General features: G+C 53.6%; 19 protein-coding genes. 8 read left to right on the top strand and 11 right to left on the bottom strand.

Annotation, left to right across the window (positions count from 1 at the left end; translation table 11 throughout):
• Nucleotides 1-62: 62 nt before the first annotated feature.
• Entirely contained in the window at nucleotides 63-2,000 is a 1,938-nt protein-coding gene (gene acs, locus ACO6S1_RS05455) for an acetate--CoA ligase (RefSeq protein WP_422345308.1), read from the bottom strand.
• A gap of 177 nt (nucleotides 2,001-2,177) precedes the next feature.
• On the opposite strand from acs, the gene ACO6S1_RS05450 reads away from it, so the two are divergent.
• From ACO6S1_RS05450 to ACO6S1_RS05440, 3 genes are read left to right on the top strand one after another with little or no spacing between them, the layout of a single operon-like run.
• Nucleotides 2,178-4,079 (top strand): DUF3604 domain-containing protein, encoded by a 1,902-nt coding sequence (locus ACO6S1_RS05450; RefSeq protein WP_422345307.1) that lies wholly within the window; start codon nucleotides 2,178-2,180, stop codon nucleotides 4,077-4,079.
• 48 nt (nucleotides 4,080-4,127) lie between these two features.
• Entirely contained in the window at nucleotides 4,128-4,946 is an 819-nt protein-coding gene (locus tag ACO6S1_RS05445; RefSeq protein ID WP_422345306.1) for a peptidyl-prolyl cis-trans isomerase, read from the top strand.
• A gap of 8 nt (nucleotides 4,947-4,954) precedes the next feature.
• Nucleotides 4,955-5,944, top strand: coding sequence for a HupE/UreJ family protein (locus ACO6S1_RS05440; protein ID WP_422345305.1), 990 nt, complete (start codon nucleotides 4,955-4,957; stop codon nucleotides 5,942-5,944).
• A gap of 7 nt (nucleotides 5,945-5,951) precedes the next feature.
• On the opposite strand, the gene ACO6S1_RS05435 is transcribed toward ACO6S1_RS05440, so the two are convergent.
• The 6 genes from ACO6S1_RS05435 to ACO6S1_RS05410 form a co-directional block, all read right to left on the bottom strand.
• A complete protein-coding gene (locus ACO6S1_RS05435; protein ID WP_422345304.1) occupies nucleotides 5,952-6,329 on the bottom strand; it encodes a DUF6768 family protein in 378 nt (125 codons plus the stop codon).
• Nucleotides 6,326-6,889 carry an RNA polymerase sigma factor gene (locus tag ACO6S1_RS05430; RefSeq protein ID WP_422345303.1) on the bottom strand — a complete coding sequence of 188 codons (564 nt, stop codon included), beginning with the start codon at nucleotides 6,887-6,889 and terminating at the stop codon, nucleotides 6,326-6,328. Before ACO6S1_RS05430 ends, ACO6S1_RS05435 begins: the two co-directional genes overlap by 4 nt.
• A gap of 94 nt (nucleotides 6,890-6,983) precedes the next feature.
• The gene (locus ACO6S1_RS05425; protein WP_422345302.1) at nucleotides 6,984-7,916 is read right to left on the bottom strand and encodes an SDR family oxidoreductase; all 933 of its coding nucleotides are present in this window, start codon (nucleotides 7,914-7,916) and stop codon (nucleotides 6,984-6,986) included.
• A gap of 83 nt (nucleotides 7,917-7,999) precedes the next feature.
• Entirely contained in the window at nucleotides 8,000-8,773 is a 774-nt protein-coding gene (locus tag ACO6S1_RS05420) for an SDR family oxidoreductase (RefSeq protein ID WP_422345301.1), read from the bottom strand.
• A gap of 83 nt (nucleotides 8,774-8,856) precedes the next feature.
• On the bottom strand, nucleotides 8,857-9,237 hold the full coding sequence (locus ACO6S1_RS05415; RefSeq protein WP_422345300.1) for a nuclear transport factor 2 family protein: 381 nt from the start codon (nucleotides 9,235-9,237) through the stop codon (nucleotides 8,857-8,859).
• Between the two features lie 25 nt (nucleotides 9,238-9,262).
• Nucleotides 9,263-9,691, bottom strand: coding sequence for a MarR family winged helix-turn-helix transcriptional regulator (locus ACO6S1_RS05410; protein ID WP_422345299.1), 429 nt, complete (start codon nucleotides 9,689-9,691; stop codon nucleotides 9,263-9,265).
• A gap of 76 nt (nucleotides 9,692-9,767) precedes the next feature.
• Between ACO6S1_RS05410 and ACO6S1_RS05405 the strand changes: the two genes are divergently transcribed.
• Nucleotides 9,768-10,580 (top strand): amidohydrolase family protein, encoded by an 813-nt coding sequence (locus ACO6S1_RS05405; protein WP_422345298.1) that lies wholly within the window; start codon nucleotides 9,768-9,770, stop codon nucleotides 10,578-10,580.
• A 22-nt stretch (nucleotides 10,581-10,602) separates the two neighbouring features.
• Here the strand turns inward: ACO6S1_RS05405 and ACO6S1_RS05400 are convergent, their stop codons facing one another.
• The 3 genes from ACO6S1_RS05400 to ACO6S1_RS05390 form a co-directional block, all read right to left on the bottom strand.
• A complete protein-coding gene (locus ACO6S1_RS05400) occupies nucleotides 10,603-11,649 on the bottom strand; it encodes a phytase (protein ID WP_422345297.1) in 1,047 nt (348 codons plus the stop codon).
• Nucleotides 11,649-14,420 carry a TonB-dependent receptor gene (locus ACO6S1_RS05395; RefSeq protein WP_422345296.1) on the bottom strand — a complete coding sequence of 924 codons (2,772 nt, stop codon included), beginning with the start codon at nucleotides 14,418-14,420 and terminating at the stop codon, nucleotides 11,649-11,651. The genes ACO6S1_RS05400 and ACO6S1_RS05395 overlap by 1 nt, the downstream gene beginning before the upstream one ends.
• A 113-nt stretch (nucleotides 14,421-14,533) precedes the next feature.
• Entirely contained in the window at nucleotides 14,534-15,166 is a 633-nt protein-coding gene (locus ACO6S1_RS05390; protein ID WP_422345295.1) for a glutathione S-transferase family protein, read from the bottom strand.
• 137 nt (nucleotides 15,167-15,303) lie between these two features.
• Between ACO6S1_RS05390 and ACO6S1_RS05385 the strand changes: the two genes are divergently transcribed.
• From ACO6S1_RS05385 to ACO6S1_RS05375, 3 genes are all read left to right on the top strand, one after another.
• Entirely contained in the window at nucleotides 15,304-15,894 is a 591-nt protein-coding gene (locus ACO6S1_RS05385; protein WP_422345294.1) for a phosphoribosyltransferase, read from the top strand.
• Nucleotides 15,895-15,896: 2 nt separating this feature from the next.
• Nucleotides 15,897-16,931 carry an adenosine deaminase gene (locus ACO6S1_RS05380; protein ID WP_422345293.1) on the top strand — a complete coding sequence of 345 codons (1,035 nt, stop codon included), beginning with the start codon at nucleotides 15,897-15,899 and terminating at the stop codon, nucleotides 16,929-16,931.
• A gap of 91 nt (nucleotides 16,932-17,022) precedes the next feature.
• Complete coding sequence (locus tag ACO6S1_RS05375) at nucleotides 17,023-18,039, top strand: SDR family NAD(P)-dependent oxidoreductase (RefSeq protein WP_422345292.1); 1,017 nt, start codon at nucleotides 17,023-17,025, stop codon at nucleotides 18,037-18,039.
• Here the strand turns inward: ACO6S1_RS05375 and ACO6S1_RS05370 are convergent, their stop codons facing one another.
• Nucleotides 18,040-18,624, bottom strand: a complete 585-nt coding sequence (locus tag ACO6S1_RS05370) for an NADPH-dependent FMN reductase (protein ID WP_422345291.1) — start codon at nucleotides 18,622-18,624, stop codon at nucleotides 18,040-18,042.
• Nucleotides 18,625-18,806: 182 nt separating this feature from the next.
• Here ACO6S1_RS05370 and ACO6S1_RS05365 point away from each other — a divergent pair, with 182 nt between their 5' ends.
• On the top strand, nucleotides 18,807-19,967 hold the full coding sequence (locus ACO6S1_RS05365; RefSeq protein ID WP_422345290.1) for an acyl-CoA dehydrogenase family protein: 1,161 nt from the start codon (nucleotides 18,807-18,809) through the stop codon (nucleotides 19,965-19,967).
• The last annotated feature ends 9 nt before the right edge of the window (nucleotides 19,968-19,976 follow it).

Below are 19,976 nucleotides of genomic sequence, written 5' to 3'. Positions count from 1 at the left end.
TGGTATCAGGTCGTTTTCGCGTCGTAAACAATCTGTGTAATTTTATTACAAGGCCCTGACACCTACCTATTCATTCTTCCTTTGATGAGTGTATCGACGACGTTTGGATCTGCAAGGGTTGAGGTGTCACCGAGTGTTGCATAGTCGTTTTCGGCTATTTTGCGCAGGATGCGCCGCATGATCTTGCCGGAGCGGGTTTTGGGCAGTGCCGGGGTGAAGTGGAGATGGTCGGGCGTGGCAATGGGGCCGATCTCTGTGCGGACATGGTTTCTGAGCTCTGCGGCAAACGCGTCGCTGGCTTCCTCACCGGCATTGAGCGTGACATAGCAGTAAATGCCCTGGCCCTTGATGTCGTGCGGATAGCCCACCACGGCGGCTTCGGCGACCTTGGGGTGGGATACCAGCGCGCTTTCCACCTCGGCGGTGCCCATGCGGTGACCCGAGACATTGATCACATCATCGACCCGGCCGGTAATCCAGTAATAATCGTCCTCGTCTCTTCGGCAGCCATCACCGGTAAAATATTTGCCCTTGTAGGTGGAGAAATAGGTCTGGATGAAGCGTTCATGGTCACCGTAGACTGATCTTGCCTGGCCCGGCCAGCTCGCGGTGATGCACAGGTTGCCATCGGTCGCCCCATCAAGCACCGCGCCGTCATTATCAACCAGCTGCGGCTGGATACCGAAGAAGGGTTTACCGGCACTGCCCGGCTTCATCCCGTGCGCGCCGGGCAAAGTGGTGATCATGATACCGCCGGTCTCTGTCTGCCACCAGGTATCGACTATCGGGGACTGGCCATCGCCGACCACTTCATAATACCAGCGCCAGGCTTCCGGGTTAATCGGTTCACCTACCGTGCCAAGCAGGCGGATGGATGAACGGTCATGCGCTTTGACCGGAGCATCGCCTTCGCGCATCAGCGCGCGGATGGCGGTGGGGGCGGTATAGAAGATGTTGACCTTGTGCCTGGCAACCACTTGCCAGAAGCGGCCATGGTCGGGATAGTTAGGCACGCCCTCGAACATGACCTCGGTCGCGCCGTTGATGAGCGGGCCGTATACAATATAGCTATGGCCTGTGACCCAGCCGATATCGGCTGAACACCAGAAGACCTCGCCCGGCTTATAGTCAAAGACATAGTGGAAGGTGGTTGCCACCCACACGGCATAGCCGCCGGTGGTATGGAGCACGCCCTTGGGCTTGCCGGTCGAGCCGGATGTGTAGAGAATGAACAGAGGGTCTTCCGCATTCATCGGCTCGCACGGGCATGTCGCGGGCACATCGGCCGCCACTTCGTGATACCAGTGGTCGCGGCCCTCGGTCATCGCAATATCGCTGCCCGTGTGATTAATCACCAGCACCGCATCGACATCTGTACCGTCTTTGGCCAGCGCGGCATCGACATTGGCCTTCAGGGGCACGCCCTTGCCGCCGCGCAGGCCGCCATCGGCGCAGACCACAAACCTGCTCTTGCAATCTTCAATCCGCCCGGCCAGCGCTTCGGGAGAAAAGCCGCCAAACACCACCGAGTGGATCGCGCCAATGCGCGCGCAGGCGAGCATCGCCACCGCGCCTTCCACAATCATCGGCATATAGATGGTGACCCGGTCACCCTTGCCCGCGCCCAGCTTCTTCAGCGCGCCGGCCATCTTGACCACTTCGGCCTGCAGCTCGGCATAGGTAAGCGTCCTGCCTTCCCCGTCCGGATCATCCGGCTCGAAGATCAAAGCCGTCACATCCCCCCGGCCGGCTGCCACATGCCGGTCCACCGCATTATGACAGATATTAAGCACACCATCCTCGAACCACTTGATCGATACCGGATCATAAGACCAGTTGGCGATCGTACCCGGCGCCTGCGCCCACTCCAGACGCTCAGCCTGCTTCAACCAAAAACCATCAGGATCAGAAATACTCTCCGCATAAAGAGCTGCATAAGCAGAAGAAGGGCAGTGGGTGCTGCTGGTCGCCTTTGTATCGGGCTGAATTATATCGCTCATTTTTCTCTCCGGTGACTTCGGTATGTTTTGCCAAATCTCTAGCAGACGAAACAAGCGGCCGCCTAGCCTTGTTGGAAGGAAACAGGAATGACGCTACGACAAGCTGACTTGCCGCAGAGTCTCTTGCACCACCGCCCATTGAACTATAGTTTCGAAAAATAGAGGATGAGGGAAAATATGATGCGCAAAGCACTTTTACTGGCAGTCTGCTCGGCAGCGCTGGCCATTTCAGGATGTAGCAAAGACAGTGGATCGGGTGGTTCGGATGCCACAGTCACCAACACCGAATATCCCGAACAGGTTTTCTGGGGCGACACCCACCTCCACACCGACAACAGCATTGATGCATTTGGCTTTGGCAACCGGCTCGACGCGGAGGCCGCGTTGCGCTTCGCCAAAGGCGAAGAAGTGACAGCAACCAAAGGCGAAAAGGCAAAGCTATCCCGCCCGCTCGACTTTCTGGTGATCGCGGATCACAGCGATGCGGTAGGTGCAACCAAGGCCCTTTATGAAGCCCCTCGCATTGCGCTTTTGGGCAATGACTTTTTGCTCCGCTGGCATGACATGATGCATGAAAGTGACGAGGGCTCGTTGCGGGTGACATCCGAATTGATCGACGGCGCGGCTGCCGGAACCTTGCCGGAAGGGCTTTTCGACCCCGAAGAATCCGCGGATCGGATCAAGTCTTTATGGACCGAACATGGCGAGACGCTGGATGAATATAATGAGCCCGGCAAATTTACCGCTTTTCATGGCTTTGAATATACACCCATGCCTGGCGGAGATAATCTGCACCGTGTTGTGATGTTCCGGGATGGCGCGGACAAGACAAGCACCATGCTCCCCTTTGCCAGCTTTGACGCCGGTGATCCGGAGCAACTTTGGGCTTACATGGCGGCTTATGAAAAAAGCACCGGCGGAAAAGTCCTCGCCATCCCGCATAACAGTAATGTTTCCAATGGCCGCATGTTCGCGATGAACAAGCTGGACGGCAGCCCTATCGACGAGGCCTATATAAAAACACGCGCCCTGCGGGAGCCGATTGTCGAGGTCACTCAGATCAAGGGCGACAGCGAAAGCCATCCGTTCCTCTCTCCCAATGACGAATTTGCCAGTTATGGCGATGCTGGCTGGGACAAATGCAACCTGAGCTGCGGCAAGGATATGCCACCGGAAAGCTATGGCGGCAGCTATGCGCGCGAAGCGCTGAAGCGGGGTCTCGAATTCACCCAGAAAATGGGTGCCAATCCGTTCAAATTTGGCATGATCGGTTCGACCGATAGCCATACATCACTGGCAACAGCTGATGAGAATAATTTTTACGGCAAGCATAGTGGCAACGAGATCAACAACAAGGAGCGGGCATTGGCTCCGCAAAATCTTGGCACGCGCCAAGGGCGGTTTGGCTGGCATTATCTGTCCAGTGGCTATGCCGCAGTCTGGGCAACCAGCAACACGCGCGAAGCAATTTTTGACGCGATGATGCGCCGCGAAGTCTATGCGACGACTGGCCCGCGGATGCAGGTGCGTTTCTTCGGTGGATTTGATTTTGCCGAAGGCGATACGGCTGATCTGGTCAAAGCCGGTTATACCAAGGGTGTACCTATGGGGGGTGATCTTACAGGTGGAGAAGGCAAAACACCCAGCTTCCTGATCTCCGCATTGATGGATCCCGAAAGCGCCAATCTCGACCGGATTCAGGTTGTCAAAGGGTGGATTGATGCCAATGGAAAATCCCAGGAAAAAATCTACAACGTCAGCTGGAGCAGTCCGGATAACCGCTCGGTGGGCGCAGACGGCAAACTGACCGCAGTTGGTAACACCGTTGATCTCACCAAAGGCACGTGGGAGAATAATATTGGTGCACCGGAATTGACCACATGGTGGCAGGACCCGGATTTCGATGCGCAGCAAAATGCGTTTTATTATGTTCGCGTGCTTGAAATACCAACGCCAACCTGGCCGGTTTATGACGCGTTGAAATTCGGCCTGACGCTGCCGGACGATGTCATCAAAATCCAGCAGGAACGGGCTTATTCATCGCCGATCTGGTATACGCCCGGCGCGTCAACAAGCTGACAACATGGTTGCGCGGCCTGCGCGGCAAATCAGGAGTATCGTGCGGAGATGAAATTGCTAAAAGAGCCTTTGGTCCATTTTCTGGGCGGGGCATTGCTGGTTTTTGCATTTTTCTGGGCTACAGGATCAAACCGCGATCCAGCCGATTATGAAATCACCATCAGCGAGACCGATATCGAACGGCTAAAGGCAGGCTGGGTGCAAAATTTCCGGCGTGCGCCTACCCAGACGGAACTGGACGGGTTGATAGATCAGGAGATCAGGGAAGAAATCTATTATCGCGAAGCATTGCGGCTCGGCCTCGATCGCAATGATCCGGTCATCCGTCGCCGACTGTACACCAAGATGCGGTTTCTCGACAATGAAGAGGTGGAGACAGAGCCTACCGACACGGTTCTGCAAAAATGGCTGGATGAACACCCGGAAAAATATGCCCTGTCCTCGCTTTATGATCTGGAACAAATTTACCTTGGACAACAAGACTTGCTCGATGAAGCGCGCATCGCGCAGCTGGTGGACGATCTGAACCAAGGCACAATCCAGCCTGACGAAGTTGCGCGACCGATTTCTCTGCCCACTCAATTGCAAAGAGCCGAAACTGCGGCGATATCGCGTCAGTTTGGCGAGAAATTTGCAAGCTCCTTAACCAGTCTCGAAACCGAAAAATGGCAGGGGCCGGTTCCGTCAGGATTCGGTCTGCATCTGGTCAAGATCACAGCGAAAATATCTGGAAAAAAAGCTAGCCTAGATGACGTTCGCCAGCGCGTGACCAATGACTGGCGCGCGGCGCAGACGGCGGCAAAGGAAAAGCAATCTCTCGGCAAATATCGCGCCGAATATTATGTGACGGTTGCAGGTCGTCCATGAAATATTGTTTGTCCGTTCTGACGGGACTGATCTGCGCACTGATATGGGTTTCACCAGCCAGTGCGGATGAATTGCGCCCTGCCTATGTCGAACTCACCCAGAAATCATCGAGCGACTGGCTTCTATTGTGGAAAGCCTCTGAACGGTCGCGGCTGGGCCAATCAGGTGAAGTTATTCTGCCAGCCAACTGCACGCAAGTTGGAGAAACGGAAAAACGATTTGCGGCGACAAATATCCTGACAAACCTGTCGCTCAACTGCACAGGGTCAATGGCCGGCCAGTCTATCGGATTAAAGGGATTGGAACTCAGCACTACCGATGCGCTGGTCAGGATCGCCCCGCTTGATGAAGCTACGCAAACACTCCGCCTGACCCCAAAGGCGCCCATCGCCACGATTGCGCAAAAAGACGAGATTGCCAATGTGGCCTGGACCTACACCATTATCGGTATCGAGCATATCGTGCTGGGCTTCGACCATTTGCTATTCGTCTTAGCGCTTGTCCTTTTGCTGAAAGGCGGCTGGTTGGTCGCCAAAACGGTGACTGCATTCACCATTGCTCATAGTATCACCCTGATCGGGTCCACACTGGGCTATCTTTCATTACCCTCGCAACCGGTTGAAGCGATCATCGCCCTGTCCATTGTTTTTCTGGCGGTTGAAATCGTCAAAGCGCAAAGAGATCATCATATTCATGGTCCGCGGCTATCGGAACGCTTTCCATGGATAGTCGCGTTTCTGTTTGGCCTGCTCCACGGCTTTGGCTTTGCCGGCGCTTTGGCCGAAATCGGATTACCGCAGGATGATGTGCCGATGGCGCTCCTGACCTTCAACCTTGGTGTCGAGATCGGGCAGTTGATCATCGTCGCTATCGCCTTTGGGCTCCTTTGGCTGATCCGCCGCTTTCAGCAATCATGGCTGCAGCCGGTCAAGACGGCGACATCCTATGCCATTGGCATTGTCGCAACCTATTGGTTCATTGAACGGATGGTGGCCTGAGCAGCAATCATTTCAGCCTGTCGCTCAATTGGGCCACACGCAGCTCCAGCGTTTTCAGTTCGGTTAACACCGACAGCAGATTCATCCGCTGGAAAATCCAGTTCTTCGAAAAGCCAACCATCATGAAAAGAAGTATAACACCGGTCGACCATAATATTATTTCCCTTGTGTCGACGGCGTTAAATGCGCGCCAGCCAGCATAAAAAGCGCCCATAGCGACAATGAATGTTATTGTCGTGATCAGATAGGACCAGAACCGCATCGGTCCCTGCAATGTTGCGCCCAGCTGCTCAAAAAGACCGCGGCCATTTTCCAGATCCTGGAGAAATGCCGTGTCTTCAGCACTGAGCGATTGGTTCAGTTCATCATCAAATTTCGTCATCATGTGTCTCCTTCATTATGTTTGTCATCTAGCGCTGCCTTTAACTGTCGGCGCGCATGAAACAGGCGGGATTTTGCCGTACCGATTGCCGTACCCGTTACCCCTGCAATTTCCTTGATCGTCAGGCCTTCACCGAAATAGAGCAAAGCGGCTGTCCGGTGATCATCGCTTAGGCGGTCAAAGGCTTGATCAATCGTAACCTTGTCTTCGCCGCGCGGTGCGATGGATAGGTCCGCATCTTGAGCAGCGGCAGCATGAAGGCCGCGATGCTTCTGGTTTCTGCCTATCTGATCCGCACATTTGCGGTGCAGGATCGTATAAGCCCATGCGGGAAAGCGGGATGGATTGCGCAAACGGCGCCAACCCTTGCAAATCCCGCTCCATGCTTCCTGTACCGCGACGCGTGCCTGTTCCTCGTCGCGCAAAAGCCTAACGGCTGTCCGCATCAAACGCGGATACCATCGCGCCGCCAATCGTTCTCCTGCGCGCCGGTCACCAGCCTGAATCCGGGTCAGCAGCAATTCGTCATAAATCCGGTCAGTATCGCTGTAGCGCATAGACATCCTAATGGCCTTTACCCCTATAGTCGGAGCAAAGTGCCAAAAGGTTCAATGTTAAAATCAGCTTTGCAGGAAATTTCCTGCGTGCGCAGAGACCCTAGCCGGCAGGTGGCCGGTGGGCGCTGTCCGACCAGTCCTGTCGCGCGGCCCATTGTTCCAGCGTTTCAAACTCGACCTCTGGCAGGCGTTGCTGCATGAAGTCCGTACATACTTCAAAAGGCTTGGTCTCTGCCTTGTTATTATACTCATAGAAGGCTGCGATTCCCGCCGACATGGTCGCGCGATTTTCCTCTGGCACGTCATCACCAAATGCGTTCACCAACAGGTCGCCAAATTCTGCCGGTGTGCAGGGGTCATATTTAATCTCGCGCCCGAAAACCTTGGACAAGATTTTGGCAACCTCAGGCGGCTTAACGCGCTGCGGTCCGCCAATATTCATCCACGATCCCTCGAAATCGGGGCGCTCCATAGCTGCGACCATGCATTTGCCGACATCATCCAGACTGATCCAGTTAGCCTCCAGATGTGCTTCATGCGGATAGACATAACGGCTTTCATTGACGATGAACGGCCGCGCCCAGTTGGTAAGCAGGTTGTCCATAAACAGCACCGAACCAAAAACGGTGGCGGGCACGCCGGAGCGAAAAATGGAATTTACGGCGATCGTGTTATTGCCATAAGTAAATGGATCACCGGGGCGCTCGGGAATCCAGCTCGACGTATTCCAGATGAAGCGTTTGCCGCCTGCTTTCTGTACCGCAGCAGCCACGCGGCCCGTTAAAGTCGCCCGATCCTCGCGCGCTTGCAAAGGGTGGGTATAGAAAACAGCATCCGATCCTTCAAAAGCCGGAACCCATGTATCTTCATCATAGAGATCAAAAATGCGGGCTTCATCGGCAACGTTGCTACCGCCCAGATCAGGGGTTTCGCTGCGTGACAGTGCGCGGACCCTGTGGCCCGTGGCCCCCAATTGCCTGATTTGAGCCAATCCCTGACGTCCGGTTGCGCCGACCACTGATACCAATGCCATTTCGAATCCTCCTTTATATTTGCAAGAGAGGCTAATCGCACAGGGGCCTCTGCCCAATGCTCCATTTTGTCAGGTCATTAATGTTAGGAGGCTTGCTCGTTCAACATTGCTTGCCAGCGCTGCATACCGGTGATCCAGCGCTCCGGATCGCTACCCTTTTGCTTGATATAATCAGCGACTTGTGGATGCGGCATTATCAGGAAGCGCTCTTCTTCAATGGCATCCAGCGTGATTTGCGCAACGGCTTCGGCGGTCAGCATACCGTCTTTTGCAACCGTAGAAGTATCGATATCGGCGGTCATTGCTGTTGCCACACCCTGCGGACAGAGCACCGAGACTTTCAGTCCATCGCCGCCATGGGTGATTGCCAGCCATTCGGCAAAACTCACAGCTGCATGTTTGGTCACCGAATAGGGCGCGGAACCGATTTGCGCCAGCAGGCCAGCGGCAGAAGCAGTGCTCAAAATATATCCGCCACCACGCGCGAGCATTTTGGGGACCAATATGCGGGCGGCGCGAATATGGGCGAGGACATTAATGTCCCAGATTTTCTGCCAGCCATCATCAGCAACTTCAACGCCGCCTTCCATGATGATCCCGGCATTGGACACGAACAGATCGATCGGGCCGATGTCTTTTTCCACCGTCTCGATAAGAGATGTAATATCCGCTTCCAAAGATACATCGGTTTGAATGGCCGTTCCGCCGATATCGTTCGCGACGGACTGCGCCCCGGCCAAATCCCGATCCGCGCAGACAACATGCTTAGCGCCTGCCGCGGCAAAGCGTCGCGCCATGGCAGCGCCAATGCCACTTGCGCCGCCTGTAATAACGATGATTTTGTCTTTAAGATTCATAGATCGGATGTCCTGTTCAAGCTGTTTGGCCGGACGTTAGGCGATGGCTCTGGAAAGATACAGAGCGTGATTTTCTTTTATGCTCAATCGGGTTCAACAACTTGCCAGGCGGTAGCGCTATCATAGACAAACCGCTCTTTGATAATGCCATCGGCCGACCATACCTGATGGGAAATTTCATTGAGTCTGCGCGTTACACCTTGCTTATCGGTCGCATCAAATGTCCATAGGATCATCACATCGTCGCCATCGACCAGCACCGTTTCGGGCGGATGTGTTTTCATCCTCTGCAAGCGATCCATTGCCTTTTTTTCATGTGCGATCAGGTTATCACGACCGCGCCTTGGTGGTTCGCGATTCTCCTGCATCGTTGCGTCTGCATGATAAAATTCTTTGATGGCCTCGGCATGATCGCCATGCACCACGGCGTGAATAAATTGTTCAACTCGCTTTCGACTTGGCATAATATATCTCTTTCATTTCGTTTCCTTATTCATCCAAAGCAGCAAGTATGTTCTTCAGGCTTACGGCCAGTCGTTCCGCATCCTCGGCATCGATATTTTTATCGAGCACATCGTTTATCTTGCCGAAGGGCACTTTGATGTTGCTGAGCGCATCCAATCCCTTCGGACTAATGGTCAGCTCCCAGGCCCTGCCATCTGCCACAGACCGCTCTCTGCTTATATAGTCCGCAGCCAGCAAACGGTTTGCCATCGTCATGACGGCACTTTCCCTCTGCGACAGCTTATCGGCCACGAAGCGCTGCGTGACCGGCCCGTCCTTGGCAATGATCGACAGCGCCGCCGCTTGCGCCGTTGTCAGGCCAGCCGAGTCTTTGAGAGCGCTGTCCGCGCGCTTTTTCAGACGATGTGCAACCCGTTGCAGCAAAAAATAGAGACGATGCTCTGACGCCGACATCCGTTTCCTTTCGATATTGACATTTCCATACTGATATTACTACACATATGTAGTTAATTGGCAAGAGGAGATCAAAATGGGCGCGATAGATGTCTGGTCGCAGATGACCACGGAGCGCATGGCAAAGGCCCCTTGGCTGGAAACTTTGCTGCGATGGACGAATCAGGCCGGCGACCCTTTGATCCCTACAACCGAATCGACTCTGCGTGCGATGGATGAGGCTGGCGTGGATATTTCCCTGCTCTCCGCCTGGCACGGACCGCAAGGATCACTGATCAGCAATGAGGAAGTCAGCGATCAAATCGATAGCGCACCGGAACGGTTTCGCGGGCTTGCGACGGTGGACCTGACCAATCCAATGCAGGCGGTCCGGGATATCCGCAAGTGGGTGGATGGCAAAAAATTTGTCGGGGTTCGTGTCGTTCCCTGGCTCTGGGATCTTCCCCCAAATGACCGCCGCTATTATCCGGTATATGCCGCCTGCGTTGACCTTGGCGTCCCGTTTTGCACGCAGATCGGACATACCGGACCGCTGCTACGATCAGAAACCGGAAGGCCTATTCCCTATTTGGAGGATGTGTTGCTCGACTTTCCAGAGTTGGTCGTGGTGGGCGGCCATGTCGGGTTTCCATGGATTGACGAGTTGATTTCCCTGACCATCAAGTTTCCCAATTTCCATGTCGATACATCGGCCTATGCCGTGCATCGCCTTCCCGATAACTTTATAGGCTTCATGAAGGGCCTCGGGTTCAAGCGGGTGATGTTTGGTACGAACTGGCCGATGCTGTCTCCGCAGCAATGCCTGCAACATCTGGAACAGCTGGGCCTTACACCAGAACAACAAGATGCTTTTTTGTCGGGTAACGCCCGCCGGGTTTTCAATCTCTAGCCAGCGGTCGACCCATGACTTTCTACAGATTTAGAGCCTTTCGTATCGCGTCCCAGGACAGAAGCTTGAAATTCTGCGTGCCCTCTCCATTGTCACCGTCTTGCGCGACAAAAACCCCGCCGGGATAGTCGGGACCAAAATCGCCGAGTATCAACTCGATGCCATCGGTATCGGATGTCGTGTCTATATATCCATCTTCTACGACAAAGCGCGAGCGAAACGTCCTGCTTTCCAGATCGTAAACGGCATAGCCGTTATCGCCCTGACTCGATGCCACCAAATAGCCCCCGGAGTCGCCTTCTGGAGCCAGCGCTAGTCCTTCCACGTCCGCGGTGAGCTCTCCCGCCTTGAGTATAGCGAATTGCACCGGTTGAGGTTGCTCCTGCTTGAGATCAAACGACCAGATTCCGACATTTTCCTCACCGACATAGAGCATGCCCGTGCGGTCATCGACCACGCAGCCTTCCGGCTGGGTTTCCAATTGAAACATGCGATTGACGTCGACGATTGGCACGCTTTCCGAAAGCCTCACTGACATGTCGATAATCGTGCCTTCTTTGGTCACGATGAAAGCGCGCAAGTCGCTGTCGCTCATCATGCCCAAGCAGAAACCATATGCCTCGCCTTTGCCCACCTGTACATTGGTCAGCGGGTTCAATGTCTTATTTTCGCTATCGAGTGTGTAGAGCGCGAGCCGGGGCTGCTTGCGATCGCTGCGATCACTTGCGCCGACCAGGATCACTTCACCGGCAGCGGAGGATACCGTTCTGATATCGATATTATTCACCGCATCGGCTGCAAGGAACGACATTTGGCGGCCTTGCAAATCATAGATATGAATGCCCGCCTTTTTATCCGTACCGATGATAAGGCTTTGCGAGGGATCATCCGGATTCCGCCAGATTGCAGGGTCATCGGCTGCATCATCTCCGACTGTGCCTACGCTGTCTGTTTCCGCCACAGCAGGCACAGCAATGATATCAGGCGTCAGGGCAGCCTGTTCACCGCAACCAGCCACCAATGACAATCCGGCCAATGTCATGAGCGGCGATAAATTGGGTCCGCACATCAGAAATTCACCTTCGCGCCAAATTTGGCCGTCCAGCTATATTCCTCATATTGCAGCAACCGGCGGCGGTTATCGCGGTTCTGATAAGCAAAATAAGGCTCATCATTGATATTCACCCATTCCAGGAAAAATTGCAGATTCTTGTTCACCCGATATTTGGCGCTGGCGTCCAGCTGGAAATGGCTAGCCACAATCCGGTCATCTTCGGCTGACGCGCCGATTTCATCGAGATATTTGTCGCGATATGTCCCCGCCAATCGAAAGCTAAACGGCCCCGTTTCATATCCCAGAACCGCATTGAGCGTATGTTTGGATGAAGCCGGCAGCGGAATATCCCGGCCGTCATCCAGCGTGCCTTCGGCGTCAGTATAGGTGTAATTAACCTGCACCAAAAACCCATCAAGCGGCGAAGGTAGGAAGGTCAGGGCCTGGCTGAGGCTCAGCTCCACGCCTTTGATGGTCGCGCTTTCGCCGTTGATCGGTATGACCGCTTCTTCAAATGTTATCCCATTAAAAACGCCGCCATCCTCGTTGAAGGAATCAACGACAAAATCTTTGACATCCTTGTAGAAGAAATTAGCCGAAATCGCTCCATTATTGCTGAAATAATATTCTGCCGAGGCATCGAAATTCCAGGCGCGATACGGGCGCAGATCGGGATTGCCGAAATCGCCCTCATTATCATCGCTAAGCTCAAAGCGCGGAGCCAGATCAGCGAGATTCGGTCGCACGAGACTGCGATAGGCTGCGGCACGAAACACAAGATTGCGCTGCGGCTCAAAACGGATGTTGAGGCTCGGTAACCAGTTATCATAATCATTGGAGAACCGCACCGGCGTGATAGTCGGTCCGTCTTCATCAACCCGGTTTCCGTTGAGATCGGTTTTTGTGTTTTCGTAGCGAACCCCGCCAATCACCCGTAGCGTGTCGCTATCCCACCGGCCGAGCAGATAGCCGGCGAGAATGTCTTCGTCTGCGACATAATCACCCGCTGCCGAGTCAAATATCGAGTCGTCCGGCTGCAATTCAAAGAGGTCAAAATTGTCGAAGAAAAAATTACTCGCACCGCGAAAGCTGGGAAGCGGGCTGATGTCGGTAATCCGATAGGTTGGAAAACCGAGTACATCGCCGAGATTATAAGTTCCGGTCGGATCTTCATAAAATTCGACATCAAGATTATAGGACTTCTCCCGCCAGCGTCCTTTGAAACCGGCCTGCACGGTAAAATCACCACTGCCCATCGCGAATTGACGGCCAATATCAAATTGCGCCGCATATTCCTCATCCTGAGCATCCGAGCGCTTGGTAAATTCAACTTCATCCAGACCATAGCCCGATGGGTCAGTCGCTATGTCCGCACCGCTGAGATAATTAAATAGCGGGATTTTGCTGTCGCTATAGTCGAACAGCACATCAAGGCCGTCATCCTCGAAACCCCTGATAAATACTGTTGGGTCTACCGAACCATCTTCCAGTTCGCTGGACTTGGCCCAACTGGCCGAATATTCGATGGTCCATGGCCCGGTATTGGTTTCTCCGCCCAAGGCGATAGAACGGATTTTTTGTTCTTCCTGACGATCCTTGATATCGCGTTCAATCTCGATTTCACCGCCCGCATCGGAAAATGACACATTATCGGCATCCACACCGGTTACCGTGGCATCGCCGAGCTTGAAGATATTGCGCCGCCGAAACTCCTGATCATCAAACTGACTGTATATTCCGCGGATGTATAAGCTCGTGTCATCACTCGCCCGGAAGTCGAGCGACAGGGATGCGCTGATCCGTTCCCGCTGCACGTCATAATCGCGATACTGGACCTCTTCGGCATAGCCGAAACCTTCATCGGTTGTGGTCCAGTCTTCCGCCTCGACATTGTCGGTTTCGAACCGTCTGTTGTAGTAAGACAATCCGCCTGCGATGCCCAAATTATCGCTCAGTCGCGTGGAAAAGTCGATGCTCGCCTTGGGAGAGGCCACGTCGCGCAAATCATTGTAACTACCTTCCACCTTAACCGAGAGCAGGTCTTTCTTGCGGTCAAAGGCGCTGACTGTGTTAATCTCAATCGACGCCCCGATAGTATCGCCATCCATGTCCGGAGTCAGTGATTTTTTGACTTCGATTGATTCGATCAGGTCACTGGAAATCACATCAAGCGCAACCGAACGAATGTCCGATTCAGGGGATGGCAGACGCACGCCGTTGATCGAGCTACTATTCAAATTGGGGTCCAGTCCGCGAACAGAAACAAACCGGCCCTCGCCCTGATCATTCAGAACGTTCAGCCCGGGCAAACGGCGGAGCGATTCTGCAACATTCTGATCAGGAAACTGACCCACAGAATCGCGGGTGAGAGCGCTGACGACACCATCGGCCGCGCGCTGACGGGACAACGCGCTGGCTTGATTGGCAGCCTGGCCGATGACGAGTATTTCGTTGCGGCCCATGCCCTGCATGACAATATCAATACGGACATTGCCGGTTTCTGGCACATCCACTTTGGTCGTGACCATATCGGCTCCGACATAGCGGGCTTCCATCGTATAGGACCCGGCAGGAACATCGGGGAAACGATAGGCACCACCACGCCCCGATCTGGCAACACGGTCGAGCTCTACGATACGCAATTCGGCTGATTGCAGGCCCTGCGTCGCGCTGCCTTCACTGACAGTGCCAATAATCGTACCAGCCCAGGCAGAAGTCGGCATGGCAGCCGTAGCGAGCAATGCGGAACAGATGGCAAGGCGGCGGATATTTTTTGGTGCAGGCATATTTTGGAACTCCCTCGGTTTGAGGGTGCCCTAGGGATCGCTTGTTCCAAAAATATGCGTTGTTCGTGACTCTGCTGTGACGGAGCTATTGCAGTTTTATTGTGCGACCGAATTCAACTCGCGGCGAAACTATATTCTCCGCCCTTTTCAAGACCGCGTTGATATGCTGGCCGGGATTGCAATTCTTTAACAAATGCGGCCAGCTTCGGATGTGTCTCGGCTCTGCCCTGAGCGATCGCCACCTCTGCCGGGAAGCTAAGCATGAAGTCTGCCGCACTAAGGCTATCACCGATAAAATGACCGGAAGGATTGAGTTCGCTTTCCATAAAGTCAAAATGGCTAGTCAACTGTTCATTGATCCGCGGCATCAGCGGCGCGCCCGCTTCCTCAAGCCGGCCAACATAGAGGTTCAGCAGGATCGGGGTCATCGCAGACCCTTCGGCAAAGTGAATCAGCTCAAGATGGCGAAGATAGTCATCGGTCCCGCGCTCTGGCACAAATTGATCACCGCCATGATGCGCGCAAATATGTTCTACAATCGCACCGGATTCGATGATCATGCGTCCGTCGTCTTCAATCATCGGCGACTTGCCGAGGGGATGCAGAGCCGTCAGACTGGGTGGAGCCTGGTTCGTAACCGCGTCGCGTTGATGATGGCGAATTTCATAGGGAAGGCCAATTTCTTCAAGCAACCACAATATACGCTGAGACCGGCTATTATTGAGATGGTGGACGATCAATGTCATTTTGGTTCTCCAGGAAATATCGGTTTAACATGCTTGAAACAGCGGCTACCTATGTCTCTGCATAATGCTAATGCGATAATATCCTAGGACTTTTTGCAGATAGGCGTTTCTTTTGCCGGCGAGAAAGTGTGATCAAAATGACGATACAGAAAACCTACATCACCGCTGACGCCCTATTGTCGGATAGCTTCCGGCTTGGCATGCAGATATTGAAAAGTGATTTTTCACCAACCCATATTGTCGGCATCTGGCGCGGCGGTGCACCGGTGGGCATTGCGGTACAGGAAATTCTTGAATTTCATGGTGTCTCGACCGACCATATCGCGATACGAACCTCCTCCTATTCCGGAATTGATAAACAACAGCGGTCGGTGCGGGTATTTGCGCTGGGCTATCTCGTCGATACGCTTAACCCTGATGACAATCTGCTGATCGTCGACGATGTGTTTGACAGTGGCCGCAGCATCGAGGCGTTTCTGAAAGAACTGAGTGATCGATGCCGCCACAATATGCCGAAGGACGTTCGCGTTGCGACAGTGTATAGCAAGCCTTCTCGCAACAAGACGGTTTTGAAGCCCGATTTCTTCATTCATGAAACCGAAGACTGGCTGATCTTCCCGCACGAGCTTGACGGGCTGACTAAAGAAGAAATTTGCGATAACAAATCCGATGCGGCGATTATTTTCGGCGAGGAAGCCATTCCCAATCCCATCATCATAAAGAGTTAGACATGAGCTTTGCATCCCCCCAGCAGCGCCAGGCATTTATCGCCGATATCCCGAAAGCGGAGCTGCATTTACATATCGAAGGGTCGCTGGAACCGGAAATGATGTTCGCTCTGGCCCAGCGCAACGGGATTGATATTCCCTTCGCCTCGGTCGAAGAAGTCCGCAAAGCCTATGCCTTTTCGAACCTGCAGGATTTTCTGGATATCTATTATCAGGGGATGAATGTCCTGCGCACGGAGCAGGATTTTTACGACCTGACGATGGCCTATTTCAACCGGATACATACCGACAAAGCGATTCATGCAGAGATATTTTTTGATCCGCAGGGCCATACCGAGCGCGGGATAGCTTTTTCCACCGCGATTGATGGGATATTGCGCGCCATGGGTGATGCCGAGGCGCATCTGGGCATATCATCAAAGCTGATCATGTGCTTTCTTCGCCATCTCAGCGAAGCAGATGCTTTGGCAACGCTTGAAGAGGCTACCCCCTATCTCGGCAAAATATCCGGGGTTGGTCTGGATTCATCGGAGCTCGGTCATCCACCTTCGAAATTTGCGAAAGTCTTTGCCAAAGCTAAAGCTCTTGGCCTCAAGGCAGTGGCCCATGCGGGTGAAGAAGGGCCACCGGACTATGTTTGGGAGGCATTGGACCTTTTGAAGATCGACCGGATGGATCACGGCAACCGGTCATTGGAGGATCCCCGGCTTGTTGAAAGATTGCGAAACAATCAAATGACGCTAACTGTCTGTCCGTTGTCCAATTTGTCACTGTGCGTGGTGGACAATCTTACAGACCATCCGCTGAAAAAGATGCTCGACCTTGGCCTGCGTGCCACCATCAATTCCGACGACCCCTCCTATTTTGGCGGCTATCTGAATGACAATTACGAGGCAACCGCGTCTGCCTTGAACCTCGATAAGGATGACATCGTAGCGCTAGCCAAAAACAGCTTTCGTGGTTCATTTCTCGGTGAGGAAACTATTGCTCAGTCTCTCCGCCGCATTGACGACTATGTTGCGCGATTTGACGGATAAACGGGTTGAACCGAAACCAGTCCGTTGGAAATTTTCATTTTTTGCTGTTACTGACCCAGACAATGATCCCGAATGACCGAGGAATGACTCTATGAACCAAATGGATGATCAAGGAGGTCGATCAGACACCATATTGGTTACAGGCGCAGCGGGATTCATTGGCCACGCGGTTTCCCAAAGGCTGATTGCGCGCGGAGAGCGGGTCATCGGCATCGACAATCTGAATGATTACTACGATCCTCGCCTGAAAGCGGCGCGTCTCGCAAATTTGCGGTCATTGGAAGGGTTTGAATTTGCGGAAATGGATGTCTCCGACGCTGAAGGCGTGCGTAAACTAGTACAAGTCAATGGCGTGAAGCGCATCATCCATCTCGCCGCCCAGGCCGGTGTGCGCTATAGTATCCAAAACCCGTTTGCCTATCAGAAGTCCAATCTGGAAGGCCATTTGAGCCTGCTCGAAGCCAGCCGTCATGCAGCCGACTTCGAACATCTCGTCTACGCCTCTTCCAGTTCTGTCTATGGCAATAAACCGATGGGCGGCGAGGGTTTTGTCGAGGAAGAGCCGGCGGTTGACCCGGTCTCGCTCTATGCCGCTACCAAACGCTCCTGCGAATTGATGAGCGCATCCTATGCGAAACTTTACGGCTTTCCACAAACCGGCCTGCGGTTTTTCACCGTTTATGGTCCGTGGGGCCGACCGGATATGGCCTATTTCGGCTTTACCAAAAAGATTCTCGCTGGCGAGCCCATTGAAGTTTACGGCGAAGGCAAAATGGCGCGGGATTTCACTTATATTGATGACATTGTTGATGGCATATTGGGGTCGCTGGACAATCCGCCAGCCTCTGGCGAACATCGGGTATTGAATATCGGTGACAGTCGGCCAGTCGGGCTCATGGACATGATCAAAGCTCTGGAGCAAGCGCTGGGTATGGAAGCGCAGAAGATCATGCGCCCGATGCAGCCCGGAGACGTTACGGCGACCTACGCCGATGTGTCGAAGCTGCATGCGCTGACCGGCTATGAACCGAAAGTCATGCTGGAAGATGGTTTAAAGCGCTTTGTCAGCTGGTATCGGGACTTTTACGGCAATCTGCCGCCGGAATAGCTATTGATCCAGATATTCCCGCCGGTGGGAACCCTGCATCACTTGCTGGGCGACAAGACGAAGCTGCTCATTCACCGCCTCATCGGCGCAAAGCCCATTTTTGAAAATCCCGCCCGAAGCATTGATCCCAACCCCCAAAGGTGTCGGCCAGCCGCGCAGCGCATGAACAATCGAACGCATCGCGGCCAATGTCGAACCGGTGGCTTGCCACCCATAAGCGGTAACGATCAGTCCAACTGGCAGGCCATCGAGATATACGCGCTCATCACCGGCTGTTTCCTCAATATAGTCGACGGCATTTTTGACCAGACCGGAAATAGTGCCATGATATCCGGGGCTCGCCAGGATAATGCCATCAGCACGGCGAACCGCTTCGACCAATAATTTTCCCGTTTCGTTTAAGCCGGCAGGATCGGATCGGTAATGCGGCAAAGCGCATAGTTTGGCCGATCCAAACAATTCGGTTTCCGCGCCCGCATCCGACGCTGTTTTCAGCGCGATCGCCAAAGCCTGTTCAGTCGAGCTATGCGGATTGGTTGTGCCGCCAAGGCCCAATATGAAAGGTTTATCGTCATTTTTCGCCATGGCCACTCTTAGCAAGCCTTTTCAAACAATTGCAACGATCAAGAATGATCGTGTAGCATGGCAAAAAGAACAGGTTGCCGGGCATGCCAAGCCGTGTTTTAATTGACCGATTAAACCGAATTCGTTATCGCGACCCGCAATAACAATGTTGATGAACTGCCAAACATTAAAGGATTTCTCCCATGCGTAAATTTACCGAAGAACAGCATATGTTCCGCGACGCCTATCGCCGCTTCTTGGCCGATGAAGTGGCGCCGCGCATGGATGAATTTCGCGAAGCCGGCATTGTCGATCGTGAGATTTTCAAGAAAGCCGGAGATCAGGGTTTCCTGATGATCTGGCCGGATGAAAAATATGGCGGCATGGGCGATAATGATTTCCGCTATGAGCAGATCATTATCGAGGAAACCACCCGGGCGGGCTGCGCGGAATGGTATAATACGCTGCACAGCCGTCTCGTTGGCCCCTATTTCAAGAATATCGGCAACGAGGAACAGCGCGAACGCTTCCTGCCCAAATGTGTCAGCGGCGAAACCATATTGGCGGTCGCTATGACCGAGCCCGGCGCAGGTAGCGATCTTTCGGGCATGAAATCCACAGCAACCGATAACGGCGATCATTGGGTGCTGAACGGTTCGAAGACTTATATCTCCAACGGCATTAACGCGGATGTTGTGATTGTCGCTGCGAAAATAGCGGGCGTCGATGACAAACATGCGATGGTCTTGCTGATTGTCGAACGCGGGATGGAAGGCTTTGAACGCGGCCAGAATTTGGAGAAAATCGGGCTGCATGCACAGGATACCGCTGAGCTTTTCTTTAACAACGTCAAAATCCCGAAAGAGAACCAGCTCGGCACGCCGGGCAAAGGCTTTATCCATCTGATGGAAGGTCTGGCCGAAGAACGCCTGATAGCCATGGTGGGCTATGCCGCCTCTGCTCGCCGCGCCTTTGATGTCACCCGTGAGTTCGTCATGGAGCGCGATGTCTTTGGCAAGAAACTGTCCGACATGCAGAACACGCAGTTCAAGATGGCCGAGATGGATTCCAAGATCGACATGCTGCAGGTCTATGTCGATCATTGTGTCGAGGTCCATAATCAGGGCGGGCTTAACGCCAATATCGCCGCCAAGGGCAAGATGCTGGGCAGCGAAATTGAATGGGAAATGGCCGATCTGGGGCTGCAGCTGCATGGCGGCGCGGGCTATATGAAGGAATATGAGATCAGCCGGATCTTTACCGATGCGCGGATGAGCCGCATCTATGCCGGCAGCAGCGAGATCATGCGTTATATTGTCGGGCGGGATGTCTTCAGCCAGAAATATCAAAGCATCCTGGAATAGTTTATAGCG

Source organism: Parasphingorhabdus sp., assembly GCF_965233695.1.
Lineage (GTDB): Bacteria > Pseudomonadota > Alphaproteobacteria > Sphingomonadales > Sphingomonadaceae > Parasphingorhabdus.
Note: the sequence above shows the minus strand (reverse complement) of the source record. Positions and strands in the feature narration are given on the sequence as shown.

Coding starts and splice junctions, on each gene's coding strand:
- acs (WP_422345308.1), bottom strand. CDS start 2,000: ATGAGCGATATAATTCAGCCCGATACAAAGGCGACCAGCAGCACCCAC.
- ACO6S1_RS05450 (WP_422345307.1), top strand. CDS start 2,178: ATGATGCGCAAAGCACTTTTACTGGCAGTCTGCTCGGCAGCGCTGGCC.
- ACO6S1_RS05445 (WP_422345306.1), top strand. CDS start 4,128: ATGAAATTGCTAAAAGAGCCTTTGGTCCATTTTCTGGGCGGGGCATTG.
- ACO6S1_RS05435 (WP_422345304.1), bottom strand. CDS start 6,329: ATGATGACGAAATTTGATGATGAACTGAACCAATCGCTCAGTGCTGAA.
- ACO6S1_RS05430 (WP_422345303.1), bottom strand. CDS start 6,889: ATGTCTATGCGCTACAGCGATACTGACCGGATTTATGACGAATTGCTG.
- ACO6S1_RS05425 (WP_422345302.1), bottom strand. CDS start 7,916: ATGGCATTGGTATCAGTGGTCGGCGCAACCGGACGTCAGGGATTGGCT.
- ACO6S1_RS05420 (WP_422345301.1), bottom strand. CDS start 8,773: ATGAATCTTAAAGACAAAATCATCGTTATTACAGGCGGCGCAAGTGGC.
- ACO6S1_RS05415 (WP_422345300.1), bottom strand. CDS start 9,237: ATGCCAAGTCGAAAGCGAGTTGAACAATTTATTCACGCCGTGGTGCAT.
- ACO6S1_RS05410 (WP_422345299.1), bottom strand. CDS start 9,691: ATGTCGGCGTCAGAGCATCGTCTCTATTTTTTGCTGCAACGGGTTGCA.
- ACO6S1_RS05405 (WP_422345298.1), top strand. CDS start 9,768: ATGGGCGCGATAGATGTCTGGTCGCAGATGACCACGGAGCGCATGGCA.
- ACO6S1_RS05400 (WP_422345297.1), bottom strand. CDS start 11,649: ATGTGCGGACCCAATTTATCGCCGCTCATGACATTGGCCGGATTGTCA.
- ACO6S1_RS05395 (WP_422345296.1), bottom strand. CDS start 14,420: ATGCCTGCACCAAAAAATATCCGCCGCCTTGCCATCTGTTCCGCATTG.
- ACO6S1_RS05390 (WP_422345295.1), bottom strand. CDS start 15,166: ATGACATTGATCGTCCACCATCTCAATAATAGCCGGTCTCAGCGTATA.
- ACO6S1_RS05385 (WP_422345294.1), top strand. CDS start 15,304: ATGACGATACAGAAAACCTACATCACCGCTGACGCCCTATTGTCGGAT.
- ACO6S1_RS05380 (WP_422345293.1), top strand. CDS start 15,897: ATGAGCTTTGCATCCCCCCAGCAGCGCCAGGCATTTATCGCCGATATC.
- ACO6S1_RS05375 (WP_422345292.1), top strand. CDS start 17,023: ATGAACCAAATGGATGATCAAGGAGGTCGATCAGACACCATATTGGTT.
- ACO6S1_RS05370 (WP_422345291.1), bottom strand. CDS start 18,624: ATGGCGAAAAATGACGATAAACCTTTCATATTGGGCCTTGGCGGCACA.
- ACO6S1_RS05365 (WP_422345290.1), top strand. CDS start 18,807: ATGCGTAAATTTACCGAAGAACAGCATATGTTCCGCGACGCCTATCGC.